General features: G+C 70.3%; 23 protein-coding genes. 13 read left to right on the top strand and 10 right to left on the bottom strand.

Annotated elements, in window-relative coordinates:
* Positions 1-3: 3 nt before the first annotated feature.
* From H4W81_RS14605 to H4W81_RS14590, 4 genes are read left to right on the top strand one after another with little or no spacing between them, the layout of a single operon-like run.
* Positions 4-1,386, top strand: a complete 1,383-nt coding sequence (locus H4W81_RS14605; protein ID WP_192775303.1) for an extracellular solute-binding protein — start codon at positions 4-6, stop codon at positions 1,384-1,386.
* A gap of 52 nt (positions 1,387-1,438) precedes the next feature.
* Entirely contained in the window at positions 1,439-2,353 is a 915-nt protein-coding gene (locus H4W81_RS14600) for a carbohydrate ABC transporter permease (protein ID WP_318781740.1), read from the top strand.
* Entirely contained in the window at positions 2,350-3,150 is an 801-nt protein-coding gene (locus tag H4W81_RS14595) for a carbohydrate ABC transporter permease (RefSeq protein ID WP_192775301.1), read from the top strand. Before H4W81_RS14600 ends, H4W81_RS14595 begins: the two co-directional genes overlap by 4 nt.
* A gap of 15 nt (positions 3,151-3,165) precedes the next feature.
* Positions 3,166-5,955 (top strand): sugar-binding protein, encoded by a 2,790-nt coding sequence (locus tag H4W81_RS14590; protein ID WP_192775300.1) that lies wholly within the window; start codon positions 3,166-3,168, stop codon positions 5,953-5,955.
* Between the two features lie 25 nt (positions 5,956-5,980).
* Here H4W81_RS14590 and H4W81_RS14585 read toward each other — a convergent pair whose 3' ends face one another.
* The 6 genes from H4W81_RS14585 to H4W81_RS14560 form a co-directional block, all read right to left on the bottom strand.
* Positions 5,981-6,364 (bottom strand): universal stress protein, encoded by a 384-nt coding sequence (locus H4W81_RS14585; protein WP_192775299.1) that lies wholly within the window; start codon positions 6,362-6,364, stop codon positions 5,981-5,983.
* A gap of 128 nt (positions 6,365-6,492) precedes the next feature.
* A complete protein-coding gene (locus H4W81_RS14580) occupies positions 6,493-6,933 on the bottom strand; it encodes an Hsp20/alpha crystallin family protein (protein WP_192775298.1) in 441 nt (146 codons plus the stop codon).
* A 111-nt stretch (positions 6,934-7,044) separates the two neighbouring features.
* Positions 7,045-8,574 (bottom strand): ankyrin repeat domain-containing protein, encoded by a 1,530-nt coding sequence (locus tag H4W81_RS14575; RefSeq protein WP_192775297.1) that lies wholly within the window; start codon positions 8,572-8,574, stop codon positions 7,045-7,047.
* A 459-nt stretch (positions 8,575-9,033) separates the two neighbouring features.
* Positions 9,034-9,567 carry an SDR family NAD(P)-dependent oxidoreductase gene (locus tag H4W81_RS14570; protein ID WP_225958626.1) on the bottom strand — a complete coding sequence of 178 codons (534 nt, stop codon included), beginning with the start codon at positions 9,565-9,567 and terminating at the stop codon, positions 9,034-9,036.
* Positions 9,568-9,766: 199 nt separating this feature from the next.
* On the bottom strand, positions 9,767-10,336 hold the full coding sequence (locus H4W81_RS14565) for a cyclophilin-like fold protein (RefSeq protein ID WP_225958625.1): 570 nt from the start codon (positions 10,334-10,336) through the stop codon (positions 9,767-9,769).
* Positions 10,337-10,413: 77 nt separating this feature from the next.
* Complete coding sequence (locus H4W81_RS14560) at positions 10,414-11,361, bottom strand: helix-turn-helix transcriptional regulator (protein ID WP_192775296.1); 948 nt, start codon at positions 11,359-11,361, stop codon at positions 10,414-10,416.
* Positions 11,362-11,626: 265 nt separating this feature from the next.
* Here H4W81_RS14560 and H4W81_RS14555 point away from each other — a divergent pair, with 265 nt between their 5' ends.
* Positions 11,627-12,781 carry an alpha/beta hydrolase gene (locus H4W81_RS14555; protein WP_225958624.1) on the top strand — a complete coding sequence of 385 codons (1,155 nt, stop codon included), beginning with the start codon at positions 11,627-11,629 and terminating at the stop codon, positions 12,779-12,781.
* Between the two features lie 88 nt (positions 12,782-12,869).
* Here the strand turns inward: H4W81_RS14555 and H4W81_RS14550 are convergent, their stop codons facing one another.
* Complete coding sequence (locus H4W81_RS14550; protein ID WP_192775295.1) at positions 12,870-13,079, bottom strand: hypothetical protein; 210 nt, start codon at positions 13,077-13,079, stop codon at positions 12,870-12,872.
* Positions 13,080-13,405: 326 nt separating this feature from the next.
* Between H4W81_RS14550 and H4W81_RS14545 the strand changes: the two genes are divergently transcribed.
* Positions 13,406-14,173, top strand: a complete 768-nt coding sequence (locus tag H4W81_RS14545) for an SDR family NAD(P)-dependent oxidoreductase (RefSeq protein WP_192775294.1) — start codon at positions 13,406-13,408, stop codon at positions 14,171-14,173.
* A gap of 274 nt (positions 14,174-14,447) precedes the next feature.
* Here the strand turns inward: H4W81_RS14545 and H4W81_RS14540 are convergent, their stop codons facing one another.
* Positions 14,448-14,672: a transposase gene (locus H4W81_RS14540; RefSeq protein WP_225958623.1), complete on the bottom strand. Its 225-nt coding sequence runs from the start codon at positions 14,670-14,672 to the stop codon at positions 14,448-14,450.
* 187 nt (positions 14,673-14,859) lie between these two features.
* On the opposite strand from H4W81_RS14540, the gene H4W81_RS14535 reads away from it, so the two are divergent.
* From H4W81_RS14535 to H4W81_RS14510, 6 genes are read left to right on the top strand one after another with little or no spacing between them, the layout of a single operon-like run.
* Positions 14,860-15,210 (top strand): bifunctional 3-phenylpropionate/cinnamic acid dioxygenase ferredoxin subunit, encoded by a 351-nt coding sequence (locus tag H4W81_RS14535; protein WP_192775293.1) that lies wholly within the window; start codon positions 14,860-14,862, stop codon positions 15,208-15,210.
* Entirely contained in the window at positions 15,207-16,379 is a 1,173-nt protein-coding gene (locus tag H4W81_RS14530) for an NAD(P)/FAD-dependent oxidoreductase (protein WP_192775292.1), read from the top strand. The genes H4W81_RS14535 and H4W81_RS14530 overlap by 4 nt, the downstream gene beginning before the upstream one ends.
* Positions 16,380-16,393: 14 nt before the next feature.
* Entirely contained in the window at positions 16,394-17,479 is a 1,086-nt protein-coding gene (locus H4W81_RS14525) for an S-(hydroxymethyl)mycothiol dehydrogenase (RefSeq protein ID WP_192775291.1), read from the top strand.
* Positions 17,479-18,102 carry an MBL fold metallo-hydrolase gene (locus H4W81_RS14520; RefSeq protein ID WP_192775290.1) on the top strand — a complete coding sequence of 208 codons (624 nt, stop codon included), beginning with the start codon at positions 17,479-17,481 and terminating at the stop codon, positions 18,100-18,102. Before H4W81_RS14525 ends, H4W81_RS14520 begins: the two co-directional genes overlap by 1 nt.
* A 27-nt stretch (positions 18,103-18,129) precedes the next feature.
* Positions 18,130-19,254: an aromatic ring-hydroxylating oxygenase subunit alpha gene (locus tag H4W81_RS14515; RefSeq protein ID WP_192775289.1), complete on the top strand. Its 1,125-nt coding sequence runs from the start codon at positions 18,130-18,132 to the stop codon at positions 19,252-19,254.
* A 44-nt stretch (positions 19,255-19,298) separates the two neighbouring features.
* On the top strand, positions 19,299-21,521 hold the full coding sequence (locus H4W81_RS14510; RefSeq protein ID WP_192780802.1) for an FdhF/YdeP family oxidoreductase: 2,223 nt from the start codon (positions 19,299-19,301) through the stop codon (positions 21,519-21,521).
* On the opposite strand, the gene H4W81_RS14505 is transcribed toward H4W81_RS14510, so the two are convergent.
* A complete protein-coding gene (locus H4W81_RS14505; protein ID WP_225958622.1) occupies positions 21,493-22,266 on the bottom strand; it encodes an IclR family transcriptional regulator in 774 nt (257 codons plus the stop codon). The two genes, H4W81_RS14510 and H4W81_RS14505, sit on opposite strands and share 29 nt — an antisense overlap.
* 127 nt (positions 22,267-22,393) lie before the next feature.
* Here H4W81_RS14505 and betA point away from each other — a divergent pair, with 127 nt between their 5' ends.
* Positions 22,394-24,031 (top strand): choline dehydrogenase, encoded by a 1,638-nt coding sequence (gene betA / locus H4W81_RS14500; protein ID WP_192775288.1) that lies wholly within the window; start codon positions 22,394-22,396, stop codon positions 24,029-24,031.
* 52 nt (positions 24,032-24,083) lie between these two features.
* Here betA and purU read toward each other — a convergent pair whose 3' ends face one another.
* Complete coding sequence (gene purU, locus H4W81_RS14495) at positions 24,084-24,947, bottom strand: formyltetrahydrofolate deformylase (protein WP_192775287.1); 864 nt, start codon at positions 24,945-24,947, stop codon at positions 24,084-24,086.
* Between the last annotated feature and the right edge of the window lie 110 nt (positions 24,948-25,057).

Below are 25,057 nucleotides of genomic sequence, written 5' to 3'. Positions count from 1 at the left end.
ACCATGATCGCCTCGACGCGAGACGTCCGGCCGCGCGGCGCCCGGACGCGTGCCGTACTCGCCGCCGGTGTCGTGGCCCTCGCCGCGGCCGCCTGCGCGCCCGGGTCGTCGGCGCCGCCCGCCGGGTCCCCGGCGCAGCCGAGCGCCTCGGCGGTGCGCACCGACGCGGCGGCTCTCGGCAACGTCACCCTCACCATCTGGGACCAGGAGGTACGCGGCGCCCAGAACGCCCAGATGACGGCGCTCAACACCGCGTTCCAGGCGAAGTACCCCAACATCACGATCAAGCGGGTGTCGCGCTCGTTCGACGACCTCAACACCACGCTGCGCCTGGCGCTGAGCGGTAACGAGCCGCCGGACGTCGTGCAGGCCAACAATGGCCGCCCCCAGATGGGCGCGTTCGTGAAGGCCGGGCAGCTGCGCCCGCTCGACCCCTACGCCGAGGCGTACGGATGGAAGAAGCGCTACCCGCAGTCGGTCCTGCAGTACGTGAGCTACACCGCCGACGGCAAGTCCTTCGGTGAAGGCAACGTGTACGGCCTGCCGCAGGCCGGCGAGGTCGTCGGCATCCACTACAACCGCGCCAAGCTGGCCAAGCTCGGCCTGGAGCCGCCGAAGACCTGGGCGGAGTTCGAGGCCGCGCTCGACAAGGCCAAGGCGGCCGGCGAGGTGCCGCTCATGATGGGCAACCTCGACAAGTGGCCGGCCGTCCACCTGTTCGGCACCGTGCAGGGGCAGCACGTCCCCAAGGATCAGATCGCCACGCTCGGCTTCGGCCGCAAGGGCGCCTCGTGGACCACGCCGGAGAACACCAAGGCCGCCCAGCAGCTCGTCGACTGGGTCGACAAGGGCTACTTCAACAAGGGCTTCAACGGCCTCGGCCATGACGCGTCATGGCAGGCGTTCGCCAAGGGCCAGGGCGTCTTCCTGATCGGCGGCACCTGGCTGATCGGCGACCTGGGCAAGATCATGGGCAAGGACCTGGGCTTCGCCCTCCCGCCGGGGACGCCGCCGGTCGCGACCGGCGGAACCGGCCTGCCCTTCGCCATCACCACCAAGAGCGCCAACCCCGACGCGGCGGCCGCCTACATCGACTTCATCACCAACTCCGACGCCATGAAGGTGCTGGCCACCAACGGCCTCCTGCCGGTCGCCGACACCGACCAGCAGAGCGTGCCGGCGGGCGCGCAGCAGGACATGTTCACCGCCTTCAGCACCGCCACCCAGCAGGACGGGCTGGTGCCGTACCTCGACTACGCCACCCCGACCTTCGCCGACACGCTGACCGCGGCCCTGCAGGACCTGATGGCCAAGAAGGCGACGCCGCAGGAGTTCCTGGCGACGCTGGAGAAGGACTACAAGACCTTCGTCGAGAGCAACGGGTGAGCACGGGCTCATGGCCTCGACGCTCTCCACGGGACCGGACACGAAGACCGCGGTGATCCGGTCCCGATCGTCCTTCGCGCGAGCACGGGCGGGCCACCCTCCAGGGGAGCCCCGCCGCGTCGCCTACCTCTATCTGCTGCCGGCCTTCGTGGTCTACGCGGCATTCCTGCTCTACCCGATCGGCCGCGCGGTGCAGTTGTCGCTGTTCCACTGGGACGGCCTGTCGCTCGGCACCTGGGCGGGGCTGGACAACTACGCCGCGATCGTCGCGGACGAGGGACTGCGGGACGCCTTCGGCCACGCTCTCGTGCTCATCGGGTTCTTCGCGGTGGGGCCGCTGGTCATCGGGCTGCTGCTGGCGACCATTCTCAACCACGCCAAGGTGCGCGGCCTCGGCTTCTTCCGTACGGTGGTGTTCCTGCCGCAGGTGGTGGCCATGGTCGTGGTGGCCGTCGCCTGGCGGCGCGTGTACTCCGCCGACGGCACGCTCAACGACCTGCTCGGGGCGGTCGGGCTCGACTGGCTGGCGAGAGGGTGGCTGGGCGACTACACCTTCGCCCTCCCCGCGGTCGGCGTGGTCGGCACCTGGTTCGAGACCGGCCTGGTGACCGTCCTGCTGCTGGCCGGGATGAGCAAGATCCCGATCGAGCTGTACGAGGCGGCGCGGCTCGACGGCGCGGGGCCGGTGAGGGAGTTCTTCGCGGTCACGCTGCCCTCGGTGCGCGGCGAGATCGCGGTCGCGCTGACGCTGACCGTGATCGCCGCGTTGCGGACGTTCGACCTGGTGTACATCACCACGGAGGGCGGTCCGGGCAACTCGACCTCGGTGCCGTCGTACGAGGTCTACCACCGGGCCTTCGAGCTCGGCCAGGTCGGCTCGGCGGCGGCGATCGGCGTCACCCTCACCGTCGTCATCTTCGCGATCTCGTTCGTGATCAACCGCTTCGCCGACAGGAGCATCACGTGATCTCACGCGGGGAGCGGCTGGCCAACTACGCCATCCTGACGGTGTTCGCCGCGTTCGCGCTGTTCCCCATCCTGACGGTGCTGCTGGCCGCGCTCGGCCTGGGGGAGAGCCCGGGCTCCGGGCCCGTCGCCAACTTCGCGTCCGCGTGGGAGATCGGCCAGTTCGGCACGTACCTGCGCACCAGCCTGGGGGTGTCGGCGTTCGTCGTGGTCGTCAGCGTGCTGCTGTCGATCATGAGCGGGTACGCCTTCGGCACCATGCGCTTCCGCGGCCAGTCGGCGCTGTTCTACCTGTTCCTGCTCGGCATCATGATGCCGAGCGAGGCCATCGCGGTGCCGCTCTACTTCGACCTGCGCACGCTCGGACTGACCGACACGTTCTGGTCGGTGGCGCTGCCGCAGGTCGCCATGTCGGTGGCGTTCGGCACCTTCTGGATGCGGGCCTACTTCCGGGCCAGCAGCCGCGCCATCGTCGAGGCCGCCCGCATCGACGGCGCCTCGGTCTGGCGCACCCTGTGGCAGGTGCTGGTGCCGCCGGCGAGGCCTGCGATCGTCACGCTGACCCTGCTGATCTTCATGTGGACGTGGAACGAGTTCCTCATCCCACTGATCATGGTGACCAGCGAGTCGCTGCGCACCGCGCCGCTGGGCCTGGCGTTCTTCCAGGGCCAGTACACCTCCGACTTCACCCTGCTCGCGGCCGGATCCGTCATCGTCGCGACCCCGGTCGTGATCTTCTACCTGTTCCTCCAGCGCCACTTCATCCGCGGGCTGCTCCAGGGGGCGGTCCGCGAGTAACCCCCCGGAGGTTCCATGCCAACACCGCGCCCGCCGATCCCCGCTCCGACGTCGCCTCCCCCGCGGCCGACCGGCCGCCTGGCGGTGCTCGCCACCGCGGCCGTGCTCGCCCTCGCGCCCTCCCTGGCGCCCGCCGCCGCCGCGTCACCGGGGAAGGCCGCGGCTCCGCCGGCCACCACCCCCTCGGCCACCACCCCCTCGGCCACCACCGCCTCGGCCGGCGCCGCCGATCTCGACGCGCTGTTCGTCGGCGCCCACCCCGACGACGAGGCCTTCACGCTGTCGACGCTCGGGCAGTGGAAGGAGGACCACGACGTCCGCACCGGCGTCGTCACCGTCACCAGGGGCGAGGGCGGCGGGAACGCGGTCGGCCCGGAGGAGGGCCCGGCGCTCGGCCTGCTCAGGGAGGCCGAAGAGCGTACGGCGGTCGCGAAGGCGGGCGTGCGGGAGGTGTTCAACCTCGACGACGTCGACTTCTACTACACGGTGAGCGCCGCGCTGACCGACCAGATCTGGGGCGGCGACACGCTGGAGAAGGTCGTGCGGCTCGTCCGCCAGACCCGGCCCGAGATCCTGCTGACCATGGACCCGGCCCCGTCTCCCGGCAATCACGGGAACCACCAGCAGGCGGCGCGGCTGACCATCGAGGCCTTCTACGCGGCGGCCGACCCCAACGCGTTCCCCGAGCAGATCACCCGTGAGGGGCTGCGTCCCTTCGCGCCCGCTCGCCTGCTCCTCGGCCGGGCGCGCGGCACCTCCCAGAACGGCCCCGCCTGCGCCTCGACGTTCCGTCCCGCCAACCCCGCGCAGAACGTGTACGGCGTGTGGAGCGGCCGCGTCTCCGAGAGCGCGGGCCGGACGTGGGCCGCCATCGAGCGCGACGCCCAGCGCGTGTACGCCTCCCAGGGCTGGGCCGTCTTCCCCGACGTGCCCACCGACCCCGCCCAGCTCGGCTGCGACTTCTTCACCCAGGTGGACTCACGGGTGCCGTTCCCCTCGCCGGGCAGCGCGGCGGCCGCGGCGCCCACGGCGATCCTCGACGGCGCGCTGGTGCGGCCGCCTGGCGGTGTCCCGCTCGGCACGCTGCTCGACCTGCGGCCCAGCACGTTCGACGTCCGCCCTGGCGCGGCGTTCACGGTCGAGGTCACCGCGACGGCCCCGTCCGGCGAGGCGCTGGGCCGCTCGGCCGTGGCGCTGCGCGTGCCGGGCGGCTGGCAGATCAGCGGGTCGGGCGAGCTCGGCAGGCTGGCGGCCGGCCGTACCGGATCGGCGACGTTCACGGTGACGCCTCGCGGCACTCCCGGTGAGCGGGCCCGGGTCGGGGCGACGCTGACCACGGAACGGGGGAGCGGCTACACCGACCGGCAGGTCGAGGTCAGCCCCGCCGTCCGCGGAGGACAGCAGTTGCTGCCGCAGGTCGAGCAGTACGAGAAGTGGGCCGCCGACCTCAAGGCGCCGCAGCTGCGCGATCTGGTCCCGCCGGTGCTCACCCTCCCGTCCGGCGGCTCGCGCCAGGTGGACGTCGTGGTCACCAACGTCAGCGACACCACCCAGTCGGGAACGGTACGGCTGGCGCTGCCCGCCGGCTTCACCGCCGACCGCGCCGAGGCGGCCTACAACGGCCTGGCGGCCGGGGCCTCGACGAGGGTGCCGTTCACGGTCACCAACTCCGACCCCTCGCTGAAGACCTCCAACGAGGGCGGCGACTACGCCTACACGATCACGACGACCGGCTCGGACGGCTCCAGCGTGAGCAGGCCCGCACTCGAACTGGTCCCCGCGACGGCCGTCCCGCGGGCCGCGTCGGCGCCTGCGATCGACGGCGCCGAGGGCTCGGGCGAGTACACCGGTCCCTCCCTGGACGTCTCCCGCCTGTGGGAGGGCGCCGCGTGCTCCTCGGCGGCCGACTGCTCGGGCACGGCCAAGGTCAGCTGGCGTGACGACACGCTGTTCCTGCTGGTCCAGGTGAAGGACGACGTGGTCGGCAGCCGCCTGCCCGCCGCCGACTGCAAGCGGCACTGGCGGACCGACGCCGTCGAGGTGACGCTCGACCCGCGCGGCAGGTCGGAGAACACCTCCACGACGTTCAAGGCCGCGGTGCTGCCGGTGACGGCCGAAGGACCGCCGTGCTTCCTGCGCGACGCCGACAACCGCCAGGGGGCGGCGGTCCCGGGCATGCGGGTGGCCGCCAAGGTCTCCTCCGGCGAGTACACGGTGGAGATGGCCATCCCGATGGAGGTGCTGCCGGGCGCGGTCGACCCCGCGCGCCTCGGGCTGAACGTCCTGGTGTACGACTCCGACACCCAGGACAAGACAGGCCAGACGCGGATCGGCTGGTCGACGTGGGGTGGCGTGCAGGGTGACCCGTACCGGTGGGGCGTCGCGACCCTTCCCGGCTACACGCCGCCGCAGGGACGGCCGACGACTCCGCCCGACCCGGTGATCCCCGACACCGGCCTGTCCAGCCTGGACTCCCCGCAGTCGCTGGAGCAGGCGGTCCGCCTCGGACTCCCGCTCGGCGGCGGTCCCGCGGCCAAGCCGTTCGAGAGCGGCTGGGTCGCCGCCGCCACGGGCGGCGGGAACGCGGTGGAGGTGCGGCTGCGCGCGGCAGGCCCGGGGAAGGCGCACCTGTTCGTCCGTGACGACCAGGGAACGGCGGGCGGCCACGTCGTGACCGTCTCCGGCAGTGGCACCACGACCGTGCGCGTGCCGCTGACCCGCGCCCTGGGCGCCCGCCCGCGGGTGGTGGCCGGATGGCAGGCGGACGGGGGAGGGACGCTGGCCTCCCAGTCCCGCGTCCGCTGACGGATCCGGGCCCCGGGTCCGTCAGTCAGCGAATCACCAGGACCGGGCAGGGCGCGTGCCTGAGCACCATCTCGACCGTGGTGCTCGGGCACGCGCCCCATTCGCCGCACCCGATGATCAGCAGGTCGGCGCGGAGATCCAGGGCGGCCTGGAGCAGTTGTGTCGCCGGATGTCCGACCCTGATCTCCGTGCGGATGCTGCCGTGCCGTTCGTCGGCGTGCCGGGCGGCGGCCCGCAGCCATGCCTCACACGGGTGCGGCTGGTCCTCAGGCCGCGCGCGGCCCCGCTTGTCGACCGCGACGGCGATCACCTCGCACTCCCCGTGCTTCGCCGCACGCCTGAGGGCCTCCTCCAGCGCCCGCCGGGCGCTCGGAGAGTCGTTGTAGGCGACAACGAGCCGACCGGGCACCCTTCCAGTGTCGATGACGCGCGGGCCGGACACCAGGAGTCACCTGCGGAATCACGCCGGGGCGCCGCTCCTTGCGGCGCCCCGGTGATCCAGGTGGCCGGCCGCCGTGGGCGGCCGAGCTCAGGCGATCAGCTCTTGATCGCCTTGTGGGTGTCGCCGGACTGCTGGATGGCGACCTTGCGCGGCTTGGCGCGCTCCACAACCGGGATCCGCACGGACAGGACGCCGTTGGTGTAGGCGGCCTCGATCGCCTCGGCGTCCAGGTGCTCCGAGAGGTAGACGCGGCGGGTGAAGGTGCCCGTCACCCGTTCGCGGACGAAGACGCGGTCGTCCTCGCCGAACTCCTCCTCGCGGCGCGCGGTCACCGACAGCACCCCGCGGTCGACCGTGACCTCGATGGAGTCGGGGTCGATTCCGGGCAGGTCGAACCGCAGGACCACGTCGTCGGCGCGGCGGATTCCGTCCATCGGCATGACGGCGCCACCGCCCTGGGCGGCGGCCTGGCGGGTCAGCCGGTCGAACTGACGCTCGAACTCCTGTACGAACGGGTCGATCGACGTCAGCAGCATGGTGCTTCACCTCCGAAGATCCCCGAGGGTTTGCCTGACCCTCGGTATACCTGTCCTCCGCACAAGAGGAAACCTCTAGTTCTGATAGTAGATATTCTGCACCGCTGCTTGTCAAGCCTGGGCTTCGTCCTCGTCGTTCTCGGGGGCGAGGCCGTACCGGCGCAGCAGCGCGCCGACCTCTCCGCTGGGGGGTTTGCCCGCCACCCACGGCTCGTGCGGTGACGCGCCCGCCTCGATCAGCGTCTGGACGACGGCCACCCAGTCGGGCGCCTCGGCATGCCCCATGCGGAAGCCGCTGCCCACGCTCGCCCAGGTCAGCGGGGTGCTGCCCCAGGTCGTGTCGACGGCTTCCAGGTCGGCGCCGCGCGCCAGGAGCAGGCGTACGGTCCGCAGGCCGCCCGCCGCCGCGGCGGCGTGCAGCGCGGTGGCTCCGTCGTCCCCGCGAGCGTCCAGGGGAAAGCCGAGATCGAGCATGAGATCGACCGCGGCGGCGTTGTCGTGATAGGCCGCGTGCACGATGCTCGCGAGGTCGTCCGTGCCGAGCCGGTCCAGGGGCGGCCGCAGGCGCTCGGCCTCGGCCCGGTCGGCGCGGACGCAGGCGCCGAGGAACCTGTCGATCCCGCCGGTGTCGTCGCGGGCGCCGTACCTGGTGAGCAGGTCGGCCACGTCGGTCCTGCCCCTCCGCACCGCCATCACGTGGGCCTCGGCGCGGGCGTCCGCGCCCCGCTCCAGCAGGACCTCGATCAGCTCCGCCGAGCAGTCGTGCTCGAGCGCGGCGGTCACCGCCGGGATCGGCGGCGTGGCGGGATCCACTTCGGCCAGGGAGTCGGCGGGCAGCGGCACGCGGGGGTCCACCCCCGCTTCCAGCAGCAGCCGTACGGCCTGCGCGTCGTCGACGCTGATCGCCGCGCCGAGCGTGGCCGACCCCTCGGCCCTGGCCCCGTGCTCGAGCAGCAGCCGCAGGCAGGCGTGATCGCCGTCGTGGAAGGCGGTGTGGTAGAGCGCGGCGGGGGTGTCGGGGTCGGCGCCGTGCTCGAGCAGCAGCCGGGCCAGCGCGGGATGACCGGCCAGGCCCGCGGCGGCGTACAGCGGAGAGCAGTGCCCCCGCCGGCCGGGCGAGCCGACCGCGCCGTTGGGATCGGCGCCCGCCCCGAGCAGCAGGCGGGCCACCTCCACGAGCCCGGCCGCGCGCTCTGGCTCGATGCGATGCCAGCGCGAGTTGCACACGCCCAGCAGCGGCGTCCAGCCCGACCGCTGGTCAGGGCGGGTGGCGAGGCCGGGGTCGCGAGCGAGCAGGTCCCGCACGCGGGCGGCGTCGCCCAGGACGACGGCGGTGCGGAAGTCGTGGCCGGCGATGGCGGGCGTCTCGGCCAGCAGGCGGACGGCCCGCCCGGTGCGGCCGTCGACGCTGGCCTCCAGGAACGCCTCGACCCGCTGGGCGAGGTCGGTGGTGCGCCGCTCGACCTCGTCCTTCAGCTTGGCCCAGCTGGCGAAGCCGTGTTCACGGGCGATCACGAGCTGGGCGGAGGCCAGCGTGACCGGAAGCGCACCGAGCCGGTCGGTGTCTCCCGACCGGGCGCGGTCGCGCAGCTCCTTGGCCTGACGGCGCAGCTGGTCGAGGTTCGGTCGCTGGGGCAGCATGGTCATCTCCTCACCTGTCCTCCCGGTCCGCGGCTGGAGGCGTGAAGAAGATGACGAGCATGGTCATGCCGCTGATCGAGGTGGACTCTGTCCTGCCCGCGGACCCGGACGCGCCCTCAACGCGTCCGGCCAGTCTACATCGGGCTCCGGGCGGCGCCGGGTCGGTCACCGCTTCAGGCGTGCGCCGACCGGCCGGTCGGCGAGGAGAGGGATCGGGACCCATCACGGGCGGGTATGGCACCAGGATGTGACCCGCTCCCATCTGCGTGCAGCGGGGTCGCGGTCACTCGAGCGGGACGCCAGTGTGGCCCTCCAAGGCTTGAATGAGGCGAGCCTGGAAGTCTTCGTCTCGCGCCGCGGGGTGTGGTGTCTGCACCTGCCGGTGGTACCAGTAGCCGCCGGTGCTCGGGGTCACGTCATGGTGGGTGGCGAGCCACACCTGTGTCTGGTGCCCTGCAATCAGGTCGGTGCGCCCGCACCGCCCATACGTGTGGGGACCCACCCGGGGTCGACCGCATGGCTCGAGGTTCCTTCCCATCGGGATGCGACGGCAAGCGCGAAGGTGGTGACCCATAGTTTGCTGTCGTCGTAGGAGGCGGTGCCGGAGGTCAGCCGTCGCAGGTCGGTGGAGCCGGTTCGGTGCATGGAGCTGCTGAGGTAGATGAGCCTGGCGGGTTTGTCCATCAGGGCCGTCAGCATGTAGGGCGCGACGGTGTTGACAGTGACCACTTCGGGAGAGTGCAAGACGCCGGCGTTATGGATGACGGCGTCAAAGCGGCCGAACCTGGAGGCTTGCCGGGCAACGCCGCGGATCTCGTCCAGCTTGGCGAGATCCCCGGTGACGACGCCTTTCCATCGGGCGGTGTCATCTGTGTCGGTGAGACGGGCCGAGTTGCGGACGTGGATGACCACGTCGTGCCCGTTGTCGGCCAACGCCTTCGCTGTGTTGTGCCCGAGCCCGCTGGATGCCCCGGTCACCAGAATCAGTGCCATGTCAGTCATTTTCCGTGTGTGGTGATGGGTGCGGCGCACTGGTCGGGAGATGCTCGCCGCTGGCCGAGCTCGTGGGTCACGTGGCCCGCTCGGACCCCGGCCGCCATCGCCGGGCGCGTGGTCACCAGGGATCCGTCGTGGTCGATGCGTGATCTACCGCAGCCTTGTCTGCCCACGACTGAGGGGATCACCCCCGGCTTCATTCGGCCAGCGTGACGGTGACGTCGCCTTCCTGGAGCTGCTCCAATTGTTCGGCACTGGCGTTGTAGGTGCCGATATGGAGCACCTGGTCCGAGTAGCCGATGCCGGCTGTGTGGTAGTAGAAGCCGAGGTTTCCCCAGGGGACGAAGTAGATGAGGTCACCGTCTTCAGGGTCTGACCCCGGTGAGCCGGTGGTGTTCAGCCTCCGGGGGAGGTAGCTGATCTTCTCGCGGCCGTTGAACTCCTCGAAAGAGAGGATGAGCGGAAGCATCGCGAGAAAGTCCCGAGTCGTGGCGTTGTCGGCTCCGATGACGACGTCGACAGAGGTATCGCCCGCGGTGAAGCGCACGATGCTGCCTTCGACCTGACGCGCTGCGGAGGGAGTCGCGGAGGCAGTCTGGGTCGGCGTGGTGTTCGGGGTGCCCGCCGAGGTGGCGACCTGAGGCGTGGATGCTGAGGGAGCCGAGGTGCCCGGCCCGGACGTGGCCGGGCCTGGGCTCGTGGTGGCGCAGCCGGTGAGGACAAGGAGCATGGCGAGTGGACCGATGAGCAAGGCCTTCGGTTGCAAGGGGCATGTTCCTTCCAGGTGGTGTCGATGTACGCGTGATCCTCGCCGTCGACGGCGCCGTTCCTACTGGTCCTGACCTACTGGTCCTGGCCGTGGCGGAGTCGATCATCCTGCAGGAGCCGGGGAGCGGCGCCGTGGGTGTCGGCGTCGAGGGTTGCGGCCCAGCTCGCGAGCAGGCGCAGGGCGTCGTGGGAGGGGGTGTCGGGGGCGGCGGTGTAGACGGTCAGGTTCAGGCCGGGGTCGGCGTGCAGATCCATGGACTCGTAGTCGAGGGTGAGATCGCCGATGGCGGGGTGGTGGAAGGTCTTGGTGCCGGTGTGATGGAGGCGGACGTTGTGCTGGGCCCAGCGGCTGCGGAAGTCGGCGCTGCGGGTGGACAGTTCGCCGATCAGGTGGGTGAGGTCCGTGTTGTAGGGGTCGCGGCCGGCTTCGGTGCGCAGGAGGGCGACGGTGGTGTCGGCGGCGGTGTCCCAGTTGGGGAAGAAGTCGGGTCCGGCCGGGTCGAGGAACTGGAAGCGCGCGATGTTGGCCGGCTGGCTGGGTGTGGCGCCCGGGTGCGGGTTCCGGCCGGGGACGGCGAGTTGCGTCTGGAAGACCGGCCAGTACATGGCGCGGCCGAGGCGGTTGGCGGCCAGGATGTCCATGCGTCCGTTGCGGATGATGGCCGGGGCGTCGGTCATGGCATCCAGCATCCGCTGCAGCCCGGGACGGACCTTGTGGGCGTGGCGGCGGGTGCGGGGGCGGGTGCCCGCGGCGCGGGCCAGGTCGAACAGGTGAGCGCGTTCAGCGTCGTCGAGCTGGAGGGCTCGGGCCACGGCGTTCAAGACGTCCTCGGAGACGCCGCTGATGTGGCCCTTTTCGAGACGGGTGTACCAGTCGGTGCTCACGCCGGCCAGGACGGCGACTTCCTCACGGCGCAGGCCGGGCACCCGACGGCGACCGCCGGGGGCTAGCCCAGCCTGCTGCGGGGTGATCCGGGCGCGCCGGCTGGCGAGGAAGTCGCGGATCTCATCTCGGTTGTCCACTTTTCCACTGTAGGGAGCGGCCGGGGGCGGAAGGGGGTGGAGGTTGTCCCCCCGATAAACGCGACCTCCCGCCCGCGCGATGGACCCGGTTTCCTGGGTGTTGCCATACGGCGTGACGGCCTGTCGCTAACGAAAGCTGTCACCAGCGCCGCTCGATCAAGAAGCTACTCACCCTCACCCGCTGAGGACCAATCGCATCCGATCAGGGAACCGCTGAATTCCCGTGCCGCCGAAAGCCTTCGGCGCCCCGCAAGGAGCATCAACGATGAACACGAAGTCTGATACCGCCGGACAGACGATGACAACGGCATCCGTGGGGCGGACCTCCACACGCCGTGGCCTGATCAAGCGGGCCGGCGCCGGTGCCGCCGTACTCGGTGTACTTTTCGCAACAGGCTGGACTTCGGCCGCCCAGGCCACCACGCCCTCGGCATCGGTGGCCCATTCAACGCCGGACCTACCGCCCGGGGACACGTCCAACGGTGCGGACAACTTCTACACCAGCGACAGGGTAACGGTTCAGAAGGTTTCCTTTAAGAACCAGTACCGGATGAACGTCGCGGGGAACCTGTTCGTCCCCAAGAACTTGAATCGCCGCGCGAAGAATCCGGCGATGGTGGTCGGACATCCCATGGGTGCGGTCAAAGAGCAGAGCGCAAACCTGTATGCCACGAAGATGGCCGAGCAGGGATTCGTCACCATGTCCCTTGATCTGTCGTTCTGGGGCAAGAGTGACGGCCAGCCTCGCAACGCTGTCTCGCCGGACATCTATGCCGAGGACTTCAGTGCCGCGGTGGATTTCCTGCGCACCCGGACCTTCGTCGACAAGGAGCGGATCGGCGCGATCGGGGTTTGCGGCAGCGGGAGCTTCGTCATCAGTGCAGCCAAGATCGATCCGCGCATCAAAGCCATCGCGACAGTCAGCATGTACGACATGGGCGCCGCCAACCGCAACGGGCTCAGGCATTCCGTCACCCTCGAGCAGCGGAAGGACATCCTCAAGCGGGCAGCGCAACAGCGCGATGTGGAGTTCGCGGGTGGTCAAACCGAATACACCAGCGGAACGCCTGAACAGCTGAATGACAACTCGACTCCGGTTGAGCGCGAATTCTATGACTTCTACCGCACCGCCAGGGGGTACAGCCCGAACACCACGACGCATCCAACGCTCACCAGCAACGTCAAGTTCATGAACTTCTACCCGTTCGCCGACATCGAGACGATCTCTCCCCGCCCGATGCTCTTTGTCACGGGCGAGAAGGCTCATTCCAGGGAGTTCAGCGAAGAGGCCTACCGGCTTGCCGGTAAAGCCAAGGAACTGGTGATTGTTCCCGGCGCCGGTCACGTGGATCTCTACGATCGCGTCAATCTCATTCCCTTCGACAAGTTGACCACGTTCTTCCGGAAGAATCTGAAGTGACCCAAGCGTGGCCGGGGGAGAACGCGCAGCAGCAGCGGTCACTGGTGAAGGTTCAACCAGACGTCAAGGCCGTACCCCGCGGAAGGGTTCACCGCGTGCTGATGGGCACGATCGGCACGCAGTCCCACTGGCGCGGGTGCCGCTCGCCGACGGCACGCTCGTCGCGACCCCCGGCATGCCGGATGCGGACCCTGGTCCAGAGTCTGCTAGCCGCCTCCGACGTGCTGGGCACCGGCTGCATCGCCGCCGAAGCGACGTCGCGCTGCCGGGCGACGAGCTGTTCTTCTCGCTCGTGCATCTGCACGGCGGTCCCGCGCGCCGCCTGACGCTCACGAAACGGACGCCCGCGTTCCACCATCCGGTGAACGTGCCGGCCTGGGAGTGCTTCACGCCCCTGACCTGCGGCACGGACTCGCTCCATGCGGCAGGCGGGGCAGGCTCCCCTTCCGTTCCCCACCCTGATGAAGCAGCAGGGAGGGTTCGTGTCCGCGGTCACCGCCGGACCAGGCCGACGCGGCGGTCCGGCAGTTCTCTGACGTCCGATGGTCACAGCAGCCGGCAGGGGCTGACCGGCAGCTGACCGGCACCCGAACGAAACTCACACCCGCCAGGAGAGAACACGATATGAACCCCACCTACGACTTCACCGGCCAGGTCGCCCTCGTCACCGGAGCCAGCTCCGGGATGGGACTGGCCACCGCCCGCGCCTTCGCCGAGTCCGGGGCCGCCGTCGCTCTCAGCGACATCAACGAAGCTGCCCTGAGCGCAGCCGCGAAGGACCTCACCGATGCAGGCCACCACGTGCTCGCCCTCACGTGCGATGTCAGCGACGAGGACCAGGTCGCCGCCGCCGTCGACCGCACCGTGGAGACCTTCGGCCGCCTGGACATGGCCTACAACAACGCGGGCATCCAGATCCCGCCCAGCGATGCCGCCGACGAACCCGCCGAAAGCTTCGACCGCGTCAACATCATCAACCTGCGCGGTGTCTGGGCCGGCATGAAGCACGAACTGCGGCACATGCGCGCACAAGGCAGTGGAGCCATCGTCAACTGCTCCTCCCTCGGCGGCCTCGTCGGCATCCCCGGCCGTGCCTCCTACCACGCCTCCAAACACGGAGTCATCGGCCTGACCACCAGCGCCGCCCTCGAATACGCCCCCCGCGGCATCCGCATCAACGCCGTCTGCCCCGGCACGATCGATACCCCCATGGTCAGCGACGTGATCGCCAAGGGAGAGCTCGACCGCGCCGAAGCCGAAGCCGACCAGCCCATCAGCCGGCTGGGGACCGCGGAGGAGATCGCCCAAGCCGTCCTGTGGCTGTGCAGCCCCGGATCCAGCTTCGTCATCGGCGTCGCGCTTCCCGTCGACGGCGGCTACGTCGCCCGCTGACCAGCCGCCCACAAGCCGCCCGCTACGCGCGCAGGTCCCCGCATCCACGCCCGATCACCGTGCTCGCCGCCGCCCTCCCACCAGCCAGGCCCAACCCCGCGCCAGCGAGCAGCGGGCCCGACTCAAGCGCGCCGGCATCCTGTTCTCCCGCAAAGACGGCAAGACCATGCTGTACCGACCCGACACGCAGGCCGACGCCCGAGCCCTCGCCGAACTCCAGGGCTACTGCAGCACTGCTGCTGACCCCCTGACGGCCGCCGGGCGCGAGGTTGGGTCAGGGCTCGGCGCCGATCGGGAGCCGGGCGGCCAGGTCCAGGCGCACCTCCCCGTAGGGGCGTATGTGCGTCCAGAACAGCGGCGTCAGGCCGCGCCGGTCAGCCGGGGTGAGCAGCGCCGCCCATGCCTCCCCGGCCAGCACGTCCTGCAGCATGAGGGTGTTGACGTAGACCACAGCGGCCTGCAGGATCCGCAGGCACAGCGCGGTACGGCATAGGCCCAAAGACCCCTACATGATCATCGATTCGGCGGCTGGCAGCAGCCGCGTTGACGGCACCCCTGATCCGGGTCGCACTGCCGGCCGTGAAAGGACCTCTCGGGCAAACCGGTCTTGACAACCGCAATCCACACCCGCACCCTGTTGCGTATAGCGCGAGATGTTTCTCTTTGCGAAACCGAGGTGTGACACGATGATCCCAGCGTGCCCACTTGCATCACTGCCGAGAGGCGAGGCCTTCCGCCTCGAAGCCGATCCGCCCATCGCCGTCTTCCATACCGAGGACGGCGAGATCCTGGCCATCGACGACACCTGTACGCACCAGGATGCCTCGTTGGCCGACGGCTGGCTCGAGGGGTGCGAGATCGAATGCCCGCTGCACGCCTCGCGGTTCGATCTGCGTACCGGCCGGGTGGACGCGCCGCCGGCCAAACGCCCCGTCCGAACCCACCAGGTGGTGGTCGAGGACGACGTCATCTACGTCGTGCCGTCCGACGAGGAGCCGAACCTGCCGCCGGGCGTCACGCTGAAGGGGCAGGCATGAACACCGTCTGCGTCGTGGGCGCCTCGCTCGCCGGACTCCTGACGGCCCGCGCGCTGCGCGCCCAGGGGTACGCGGGCCGCCTGGTGCTCGTCGGCGAGGAGCGGCACCGCCCCTACGACCGGCCGCCCCTGTCCAAGGACTTCCTCAGGGGCGCCGTCGGCGAGGCCGATCTCGCGCTGGAGGGCGAGGGCGAGGAGCTCGGCATCGAGTGGCGGCTCGGTGTGGCCGCGACCGGGCTCGACGCCGTCGCCCGCCGCGTCACGCTGAGCGACGGCACCTCGATCAGGGCCGACGGCATCGTGATCGCCACCGGCGCCGCCGCGCGCGAGCTGCCGGGCTCGCGGGAGCTGGCGGGCGTCCACACGCTGCGCACGCTCGACGACGCCCGCGCCCTCCGCGGCGATCTGGAGAGCGCGAAGCGGATGGTCGTGATCGGCGGCGGCTTCATCGGCGCCGAGGTGGCCGCGACCGCGAGAGACCTCGGTCTCGACGTCACTCTGGTGGAGTCGGGAACCGCGCCGCTGGCCGGCGTCCTCGGCCACTCGATGGCGGAGGCGATCGCCACGCTGCACGAACGGCGCGGCGTGCGCCTGATGCGCGGCGCGTACGTCACGGAGCTGACGGGAACGGAAAGGGTGGACGGCGTGCGGCTGGCCGACGGCACCCACCTGCCCGCCGACGTCGTGGTCGTCGGGATCGGCGCCATCCCCAACACCTCGTGGCTGGAGGGAAGCGGCCTCGAGCTCGGCGACGGCGTGGTCTGCGACGAGGGCGGCGGCACCAGCGTGCCCGGCGTCGTCGCGGTCGGCGACTGCGCGGCCTGGTTCGATCCCGCGCAGGGCGACCACCACCGGATCGAGCACTGGACCGGCGCCAGGCAGCGGGCCGCCGTCGCGGCGGCGACGCTGCTGTCGGGCGGCACGGCTCGCCCCGAGCCCGCCCGTCCCGCCTACTTCTGGTCCGACCAGTTCGACATCAAGATCCAGTTCATCGGGCACGCGCGGCACGCCGACTCGGTGACCGTGGAGGAGGGCGACCTCGCGGACCACAGCTTCCTGGCCGTCTACCGGCAGGGTGACCGTCCCGTCGCGGTGCTGGGGGTCAACCAGGTCAGGCTGTTCACCCGGTGGCGCCGCCACCTCGAGACCGCGCCGGTCCAGGCCGGCTGACACAGGAGTGAATCATGGCTCATGAAGTACGCGGCGTGGTCGCGACGGGCAAGGGCAAGCCGGTAAGCCTGGAGACGATCCTGGTCCCGGACCCAGGACCCGGCGAGGCGCTGGTGAAGGTACAGGCGTGCGGCGTCTGCCACACCGACCTGCACTACCGCGAGGGCGGCATCAGCGACGACTTCCCCTTCCTGCTCGGCCACGAGGCGGCGGGCGTGGTGGAGGCCGTCGGCCCGGACGTCAAGGACGTCGCCGTGGGCGACTTCGTCATCCTCAACTGGCGCGCGGTGTGCGGCTCCTGCCGCGCCTGCCTGCGGGGGCGCCCGCAGTACTGCTTCGCCACCCACAACGCCACGCAGAAGATGACGCTGAAGGACGGCACGCCGCTCAGCCCCGCCCTCGGCATCGGCGCCTTCGCCGAGAAGACGCTGGTGGCCGCGGGACAGTGCACCAAAGTCGATCCCGCGGCCGCCCCCGCCGCGGCGGGCCTGCTCGGCTGCGGCGTGATGGCCGGGCTCGGCGCCGCCGTGAACACCGGCGCGGTCAGCCGCGGCGACTCGGTCGCGGTGATCGGCTGCGGCGGCGTCGGCAACGCGGCCATCGCCGGGTCGCGGCTGGTCGGCGCCACCACGATCATCGCGGTGGACGTCGACGACCGGAAGCTCGACTGGGCCCGCGGGTTCGGCGCGACCCACACGGTGAACGCGAAGGAGGCCGATCCCGTCGAGGCCGTCAGGGAGCTCACCGGCGGCTTCGGCGCCGATGTGGTGATCGACGCGGTCGGCCGTCCCGAGACCTTCAAGCAGGCCTTCTACGCCCGCGACCTGGCCGGGACCGCCGTGCTCGTGGGCGTGCCCACGCCCGAGATGACGCTGGAGCTGCCGCTCCTCGACGTCTTCGGCCGCGGCGGCGCGCTGAAGTCCAGCTGGTACGGCGACTGCCTGCCCAGCCGCGACTTCCCCATGCTGATCTCCCTCTACCTGCAGGGCCGCTTCGACCTCGACGCCTTCGTCACCGAGACCATCGGCCTGGACCAGGTCGAGGACGCCTTCGCCAAGATGCACCACGGCGACGTGCTGCGCTCGGTGGTAGTGCTGTGATGCGGGTCGAGCGCCTGGTCACCTCGGGGACCTTCAGCCTCGACGGCGGGACGTGGGACGTCGACAACAACGTGTGGCTCCTCGGCGACGACGACCAGGTGCTGGTCATCGACGCGGCCCACGACGCGGACGCGATCGCCGAGGCCGTCGGCGACCGCAGGCTCGTGGGGATCGTCTGCACGTATGCGCACGACGACCACGTGAACTCCGCCCCCGAGCTGGCCGCCCGCACCGGCGCGCCCGTCCTCCTGCACCCCGACGACTCGGTGCTGTGGAAGCTCACGCATCCGGTAGCCGCTCCTGACCGGGCGCTGGCGAACGGGCAGATCATCAGGGTCGGCGACAGCGCCGTCCACGTCCTGCACACTCCAGGGCACGCTCCGGGCGCGGTCTGCCTGTACGTGCCCGAGCTGGGCGTCCTGTTCTCCGGCGACACGCTCTTCCAAGGCGGTCCCGGGGCCACCGGCAGGTCGTACAGCGACTTCCCGACGATCATCGCGTCCATCAGCCGAACGCTGCTCACGCTGCCGGCCGAGACTGTGGTCCACACCGGCCACGGCGACGACACCAGCATCGGAGCCGAGGCTCCGCAGCTCGAGGACTGGATCCGCCGAGGGCACTGACCCGGCCCGTACCAGAGGAGTACTCCCGTGACCACCTCAAGCCCCGCCACCACCTCCAGCGTGATCCCCACCCTGCCCGGCCACTACTACACCGATCAGGAGCTGTTCGCGCGGGAGCAGAAGAACATCTTCGAGGCGATGTGGTTCTGCGTGGTGCGCTCGTCCGACCTCCCGAAGCCGGGCTCGTTCAAGACGGTCCAGGTCGGCAGCGAGAGCATCCTGGTCACCAGGGCGCGCGACAGGTCGGTGCGCGCCTTCTTCAACGTCTGCAGGCACCGCGGCGCGCAGCTGTGCGCCGAGGAGTCCGGCGAGGTCAAGCGGGCCTTCCAGTGCATGTACCACGCCTGGACCTACGACCTCGACGGCAAGCTGGTCGCCGCGCCCAACCTCACCAAGATGGCCGATCTCGACCGCGTCGAGTACGGCCTGGTCAAGGTGCACGTCCGGGAGTGGCTCGGCTACGTGTGGGTGTGCCTGGCCGACGAGCCGCCCTCCTTCGAGGAGGACGTGCTCGGCGCCGTGACCGAGCGGCTCGGCGCGCTCGAGCTGATCGACAACTACGACGTCGCGGGGCTGGAGGTCGGCCGCAGGATCGTCTACGACGTGAAGGCCAACTGGAAGCTCATCATCGAGAACTTCATGGAGTGCTACCACTGCGCCACGATCCACCCCGAGCTGACCGAGGTGCTGCCCGAGTTCGCCGACGGCTACGCGGCGCAGTACTTCGTCGGGCACGGCGCCGAGTTCGGCGAGGAGATCCGGGGCTTCACCGTGGACGGCTCCGAGGGGCTCGACCGCATCCCCGGCGTGAGCGAGGACCAGGACCGGCGCTACTACGCGATCACCATCAAGCCGCAGGTTTTCATCAACCTGGTTCCCGATCACGTCATCGTGCATCGTATGTTTCCCTTGGCGGTCGACAGGACCGTCGTCGAATGTGACTGGCTCTATCTTCCCGACGTGGTGGCGAGCGGAAAGGACCTCGACAAGTCCGTCGAGCTCTTCCACCGCGTCAACGAGCAGGACTTCGAGGCGTGTGAGCGCTGCCAGCCAGCGATGGGGTCGCGCACGTACGCCAAGGGAGGCGTGCTCGTGCCGAGCGAGCACCACATCGGCGCGTTCCACGAATGGGTACAGAACAGGATCGGCTGACAGTGGTTCGAAAGGCGCCTCGCGAGGACACCGGCGACGAGGGCATGCGGGTCGGCCCGCCCAAGGACTGGGCGGGCGGCCTGCCGGCCGTGGCCCACGCGATGGAGACGGCCTACCGCCAGATGGGGGTCGGCCGCACCGCGCTGACCCTGCTCCAGGTCAACCAGAAACGCGGCTTCGACTGCCCGGGCTGCGCCTGGCCCGAGGGTGAGCACCGAAGTCCCGCCGAGTTCTGCGAGAACGGCGCCAAGGCCGTCGCGGAGGAGGCGACCACGCGCAGGGTGGGGCGGGAGTTCTTCGCCGCCCACCCGGTGGGCGAGCTGGCCGTGCGCAGCGACCACTGGCTGGGCCAGCAGGGCAGGCTCACCGAGCCGATGCACAAGCCGGCGGGCTCCGACCACTACGTGCCGATCGCGTGGGAGGCCGCCTTCGAGATCATCGCCAGGGAGCTGCGCGCGCTCGGCGGCCCGGACGAGGCGGTCTTCTACACCTCCGGCCGCACCTCCAACGAGGCCGCGTTCGCCTATCAGCTGCTCGTGCGCCGCTTCGGCACCAACAACCTGCCCGACTGCTCCAACATGTGCCACGAGTCGAGCGGCTCGGCGCTCAACCAGACGCTCGGCATCGGCAAGGGCACGGTGTCGCTGGAGGACCTGCACCGGGCGGAGCTCATCTTCGTGGTGGGCCAGAATCCCGGCACCAACCACCCCCGCATGCTCACGGCGCTGGAGCGGGCCAAGCGCGGAGGGGCCCGGATCGTCGCGGTCAACCCGCTGCCCGAGGCGGGCCTGCTGCGCTTCAAGAACCCGCAGAAGCCCTCCGGCCTCGGCAAGGGCACCGCGCTCGCCGACCGCTTCCTGCAGATCCGGCTCAACGGGGACATGGCGCTGTTCCAGGCCCTGTCCCTGCTCCTGCTCGACTCCGCCGACCGGGAGTTCATCGACCGGCACACCCACGGGTTCGAGGAGTGGGAGCGGCACCTGCGCGCGCTCGACTGGGACGAGGTGCTGGAGGCCACCGGCCTGAGCAGGGCCGAGCTCGAGGCGACGGCCGAGGACGTGCGCGCGGCGGGTTCGGTCGTCGTGTGCTGGGCCATGGGGCTGACTCAGCACCGCAACTCCGTGGCCACGATCAGGGAGGTCGTCAACTTCCTGCTGCTGCGTGGCAACGTGGGAAGGAGCGGCGCGGGCGTCTGCCCGGTGCGCGGGCACTCCAACGTCCAGGGCGACAGGACCATGGGCATCTACGAGAAGCCGTCACAGGCGTTCCTCGACGCGCTGGGCAAGGAGTTCGGCTTCTCGCCGCCCGGCCACCACGGGCTCGACACCGTGGAGGCGATCAGGGCCATGCGCGACGGGTCGGCCAAGGTGTTCGTCGGCATGGGCGGCAACTTCGTCAGGGCCACTCCCGACAGCGAGGTCACCGAGGCGGCGCTGCGCCGTACCCGGTTGACCGTGCAGATCTCCACCAAGCTGAACCGCTCGCACGCGGTGTGCGGCAGGGAGGCGCTCATCCTGCCCACGCTCGGCCGTACCGAGCGGGACCCGGCGGGCTACGTGACCGTCGAGGACTCGATGGGCCTGGTGCACGCCTCCACCGGCAGGCTCAGGCCCGCCTCGGCCGATCTGCTGTCCGAGGTGGCCATCGTCTGCCGGCTGGCGCGCGCGCTGTTCGGCGACGACCCGCACGTGCCGTGGGCGGACTTCGAGCACGACTACGGCGCGATCAGGGACCGCGTGTCGCGGGTGATCCCCGGCTTCGAGGACTTCAACGCCCGCGCGCCAGGCGGTTTCGCGCTGCCCAACGCGCCGAGGGACGAGCGCAGGTTCCCCACCGCCACGGGGAAGGCCAACTTCACCGTCAACGCGCTCGAGGTGCTGCGGGTCCCGCCCGGACGGCTGCTGCTGCAGACGGTCAGGAGCCACGACCAGTACAACACCACGATCTACGGGCTCGACGACCGCTACCGCGGGGTGAAGGCGGGCCGCAGGGTCGTCTTCGTGCACCCGGACGACCTGGCGGAGCGCGATCTCGCCGACGGCGACCTGGTCGACCTGATCAGCGAGTGGCCGGACGGCGAGCGCAGGGCCGAGGGGTTCAGGGCGATCGCCTATCCGACGGCCCGCGGCTGCTGCGCGGCCTACTTCCCCGAGACCAACGTGCTGGTGCCGCTGGACTCGGTGGCCGAGACGTCCAACACCCCGACGTCCAAGAGCGTGGTGGTACGGCTGGCGCCGGCTATCCCGCGTAACCCAGACGCCGGCTGATCTCGTCGGCGCCGCTGATGAGGACGGGGGCCAGCTCGTGCATGCGCTCGGCGCTGAAGCGGTAGGCGGGCCCCGAGGCGCTGACGGCCGCGACGACCTCTCCGTGGTAGGAGCGGATGGGCGCGGCCATGGCGTTGAGCCCCTCCTCCAGCTCCTCCAGGCAGTAGGCGTAGCCGGACGTCAGCGTCTCGACCAGCTGCTGCTCCAGCTCGTCGACCGCGGTGATCGTCCGGGGCGTGTAGCTCTGCAGCTTCCCGTCGGACAGCAGCTTCGCGCGCTGCCTGTCGTCGAGGTGGGCCAGCAGCACCTTGCCGCTGGAGGTGGCGTGGAGCGGCGTCACCTGGCCGACCCAGTTGTAGGCGGTGACCGCCGAGGGGCCCCTGACCTGGTCGAGGTTGACCGCGTAGGAGGAGCGGAGCACGGCGATGTTCACCGTCTCGCCGATCTCCTGTGCCAGCCGCTGGCAGACGGCCCGCCCGCGCTGGGTGATGTCCATCTGCGTGTTGACGCCGCCGGCAAGCCTGATGATGCCGAATCCGAGGCGGTACTTGCCCCGGTCCTCGGCCTGCTCGACGAGGCCGCGTGCCTCGAGCGCGCCGAGCAGCCGGAAGGCCGTCGACTTGTGGACGTCGATCTCGGCGGCCACCTCGCTGACCCCGGCCTCGCCCCGGCGCGAGAGGATCTCCAGCACGCTGATCGCCCGATCGACCGACTGCACGCCCCCACTGCCCGAGTCGTTGCTCATAGCGAAACTGTAAGTGCTGAAGGCAACCACGTCGAACACATCGCCAAAAGATCTCCTGTTGCGACTAGTGCAACACAATGCGCATAGCGCTACGATTCGGTGAAACGCGCGAGCGAGACGAGGCAACATGACGTCACAGCACTACGACTTCGTCATCGTCGGAGGCGGCTCGGCGGGCAGCGCCCTGGCCAACCGGCTCTCCGCGAACCCCGCCACGCGGGTGCTGGTCCTCGAGGCCGGCCGTCCCGACTATCCGTGGGACGTCTTCATCCACATGCCCGCGGCCCTGCCCTTCCCGATCGGCAACCGCTTCTACGACTGGAAGTACGAGTCGGAGCCCGAGCCGCACATGCACGGCAGGCGCATCTACCATGCGCGCGGCAAGGTGCTCGGCGGCTCCAGCAGCATCAACGGGATGATCTTCCAGCGCGGCAACCCCCTCGACTACGAGCGGTGGGGCGCCGACCCCGGGATGAAGACGTGGGACTACGCCCACTGCCTGCCGTACTTCAAGCGGATGGAGAACTGCCTGGCCGATCCGGGCACGCCCTTCCGCGGCCACGACGGGCCGCTGGCGCTGGAGCGGGGACCGGCGAGCACGCCGCTCTACGACGCCTTCTTCGAGGCCGTGCAGCAGGCGGGCTACCCCCTCACCGACGACGTCAACGGCTACCGCCAGGAGGGCTTCGCCCGCTTCGACCGCAACATCAGGCGCGGACGCAGGCTCAGCGCGGCCCGCGCCTACCTGCACCCCGTCATGAAGCGCCCGAACCTCACGGTCAAGACGCGCGCCCTGGTGACCCGGGTCATCTTCGAGGGCAGGCGCGCCGTCGGCGTGGAGTACGACGGCGGCACCGTCAGGGCGGGCGAGGTCATCCTGTGCGGTGGCGCGATCAACTCGCCGCAGTTGCTGCAGCTGTCCGGCGTCGGCAACGCGCGGGAGCTGAGCGCCCTCGGCATCGACGTGGTGCACGACCTGCCGGGCGTGGGGGAGAACCTCCAGGACCATCTCGAGGTCTACATCCAGCACGGCTGCAGCCGGCCCGTCTCCATGCAGCCGAACCTGCAGAAGTGGCGCCACCCGTGGATCGGCGCGCAGTGGCTGTTCCTGCGCAAGGGGCCGGGCGCGACCAACCACTTCGAGGCGGGCGGCTTCGTCCGGAGCAACGACGACGTCGACTACCCCAACCTGATGTTCCACTTCCTGCCCATCGCCGTGCGCTACGACGGCTCGGCGCCCTCGGGAGGGCACGGCTACCAGGTGCACGTCGGGCCCATGTACTCCGACGCGCGCGGCTCGGTCAAGATCAAGAGCGCCGATCCCCGGCAGCATCCCGCCCTGCGCTTCAACTACCTGTCGACCGAGCAGGACCGCCGGGAGTGGGTCGAGGCCGTCAGGGTGGCCCGCAGCATCCTGGGTCAGCCCGCGCTCGGCGCGTACAGCACGGGCGAGATCTCCCCGGGCCCCTCGGTGGAGACCGACGAGGAGATCCTCGACTGGGTCGCCAAGGACGGCGAGACGGCCCTGCACCCCTCCTGCACCGCCAGGATGGGCGTGGACGACATGTCGGTGACCGACCCCGAGACGATGCGGGTGCACGGCGTCGACGGGCTGCGGGTGGTGGACGCCTCGGTCATGCCGTACGTCACCAACGGCAACATCTACGCGCCGGTCATGATGCTGGCGGAGAAGGCGGCCGACCTGATCCTCGGCAACACGCCGCTGCCGCCGGAGCCGACGGAGTTCTACCGGCACCGGGCATGAGGAAAGGCGGTGGGGGACGCAGCACCCCCACCGCCTCGTCCTGGCGCCCGGCTCAGCGGAAGACGACCGTCCGGTCCCCGTTGAGCAGCACGCGGTGCTCGCTGTGCCACTTGACGGCCCTGGCCAGCACCTGTGCCTCGACGTCCCGGCCGGCCGCGACCAGGTCCTCGGGGTCGAGCTCGTGGTCCACCCTCGCCACGTCCTGCTCGATGATGGGCCCCTCGTCGAGGTCGGCCGTGACGTAGTGGGCGGTGGCGCCGATGAGCTTCACGCCCCGCTCGTGCGCCTGGTGGTACGGCTTGGCACCCTTGAACCCCGGCAGGAACGAGTGGTGGATGTTGATCGCCCGGCCTTCCAGGCGCTTGCACATGTCGTCGGAGAGGATCTGCATGTAGCGGGCCAGCACCACCAGGTCCGCCTCGTACTCCGCGATCAGGTCGAGCATCCTGGCCTCCGCCTCCGCCTTGCCGTCCGCGGTAACGGGGACGTGGTGGAAGGGCACGCCGTAGGAGGCCGCGAGCGGCTCCAGGTCGGGATGGTTGGAGACGATCGCCGGCACGTCGATGTTCAGGCCGCCGACCTGGCGGCGGAACAGCAGGTCGTTCATGCAGTGGCCGAACTTCGACACCATGACGAGCGCCCTGGTGGGCGTCGCCGCGTCGTTGAGCTGCCAGGTCATCTGGAACGACTCGGCGACGTAGGCGAAGCCCTCGCGCAACTCCTCCAGGCCGTCCTGGGCGGCGAAGTGCACGCGCATGAAGAAGCCGCCGCCCCGCCGGTCGTTGAACTGCTTGCTCTGCAACATGTCACCGCGGTGCTGGACGAGGAAGCTGCTCACCGCGTACACGATGCCTGGCTTGTCCGAGCAGGAGACGGTGAGGATGAACTCGCGGCCTGGGCCTGGACGAGGGGACATCACACCTCCTTCTGTTGCGTATTACGCAAAATGGTGATGTATACGCAACAGCCTGGACGCGGGACCGTCTACCCGTCAAGAGGGGCGGCTGGGGATAAACGGAATCACAA

The sequence above is a fragment of the Nonomuraea africana genome, assembly GCF_014873535.1.
Classification (GTDB): domain Bacteria; phylum Actinomycetota; class Actinomycetes; order Streptosporangiales; family Streptosporangiaceae; genus Nonomuraea; species Nonomuraea africana.
The sequence above is the reverse complement of the archived record's forward strand: the minus strand, read 5'-3'. Positions and strand labels throughout refer to the sequence as shown.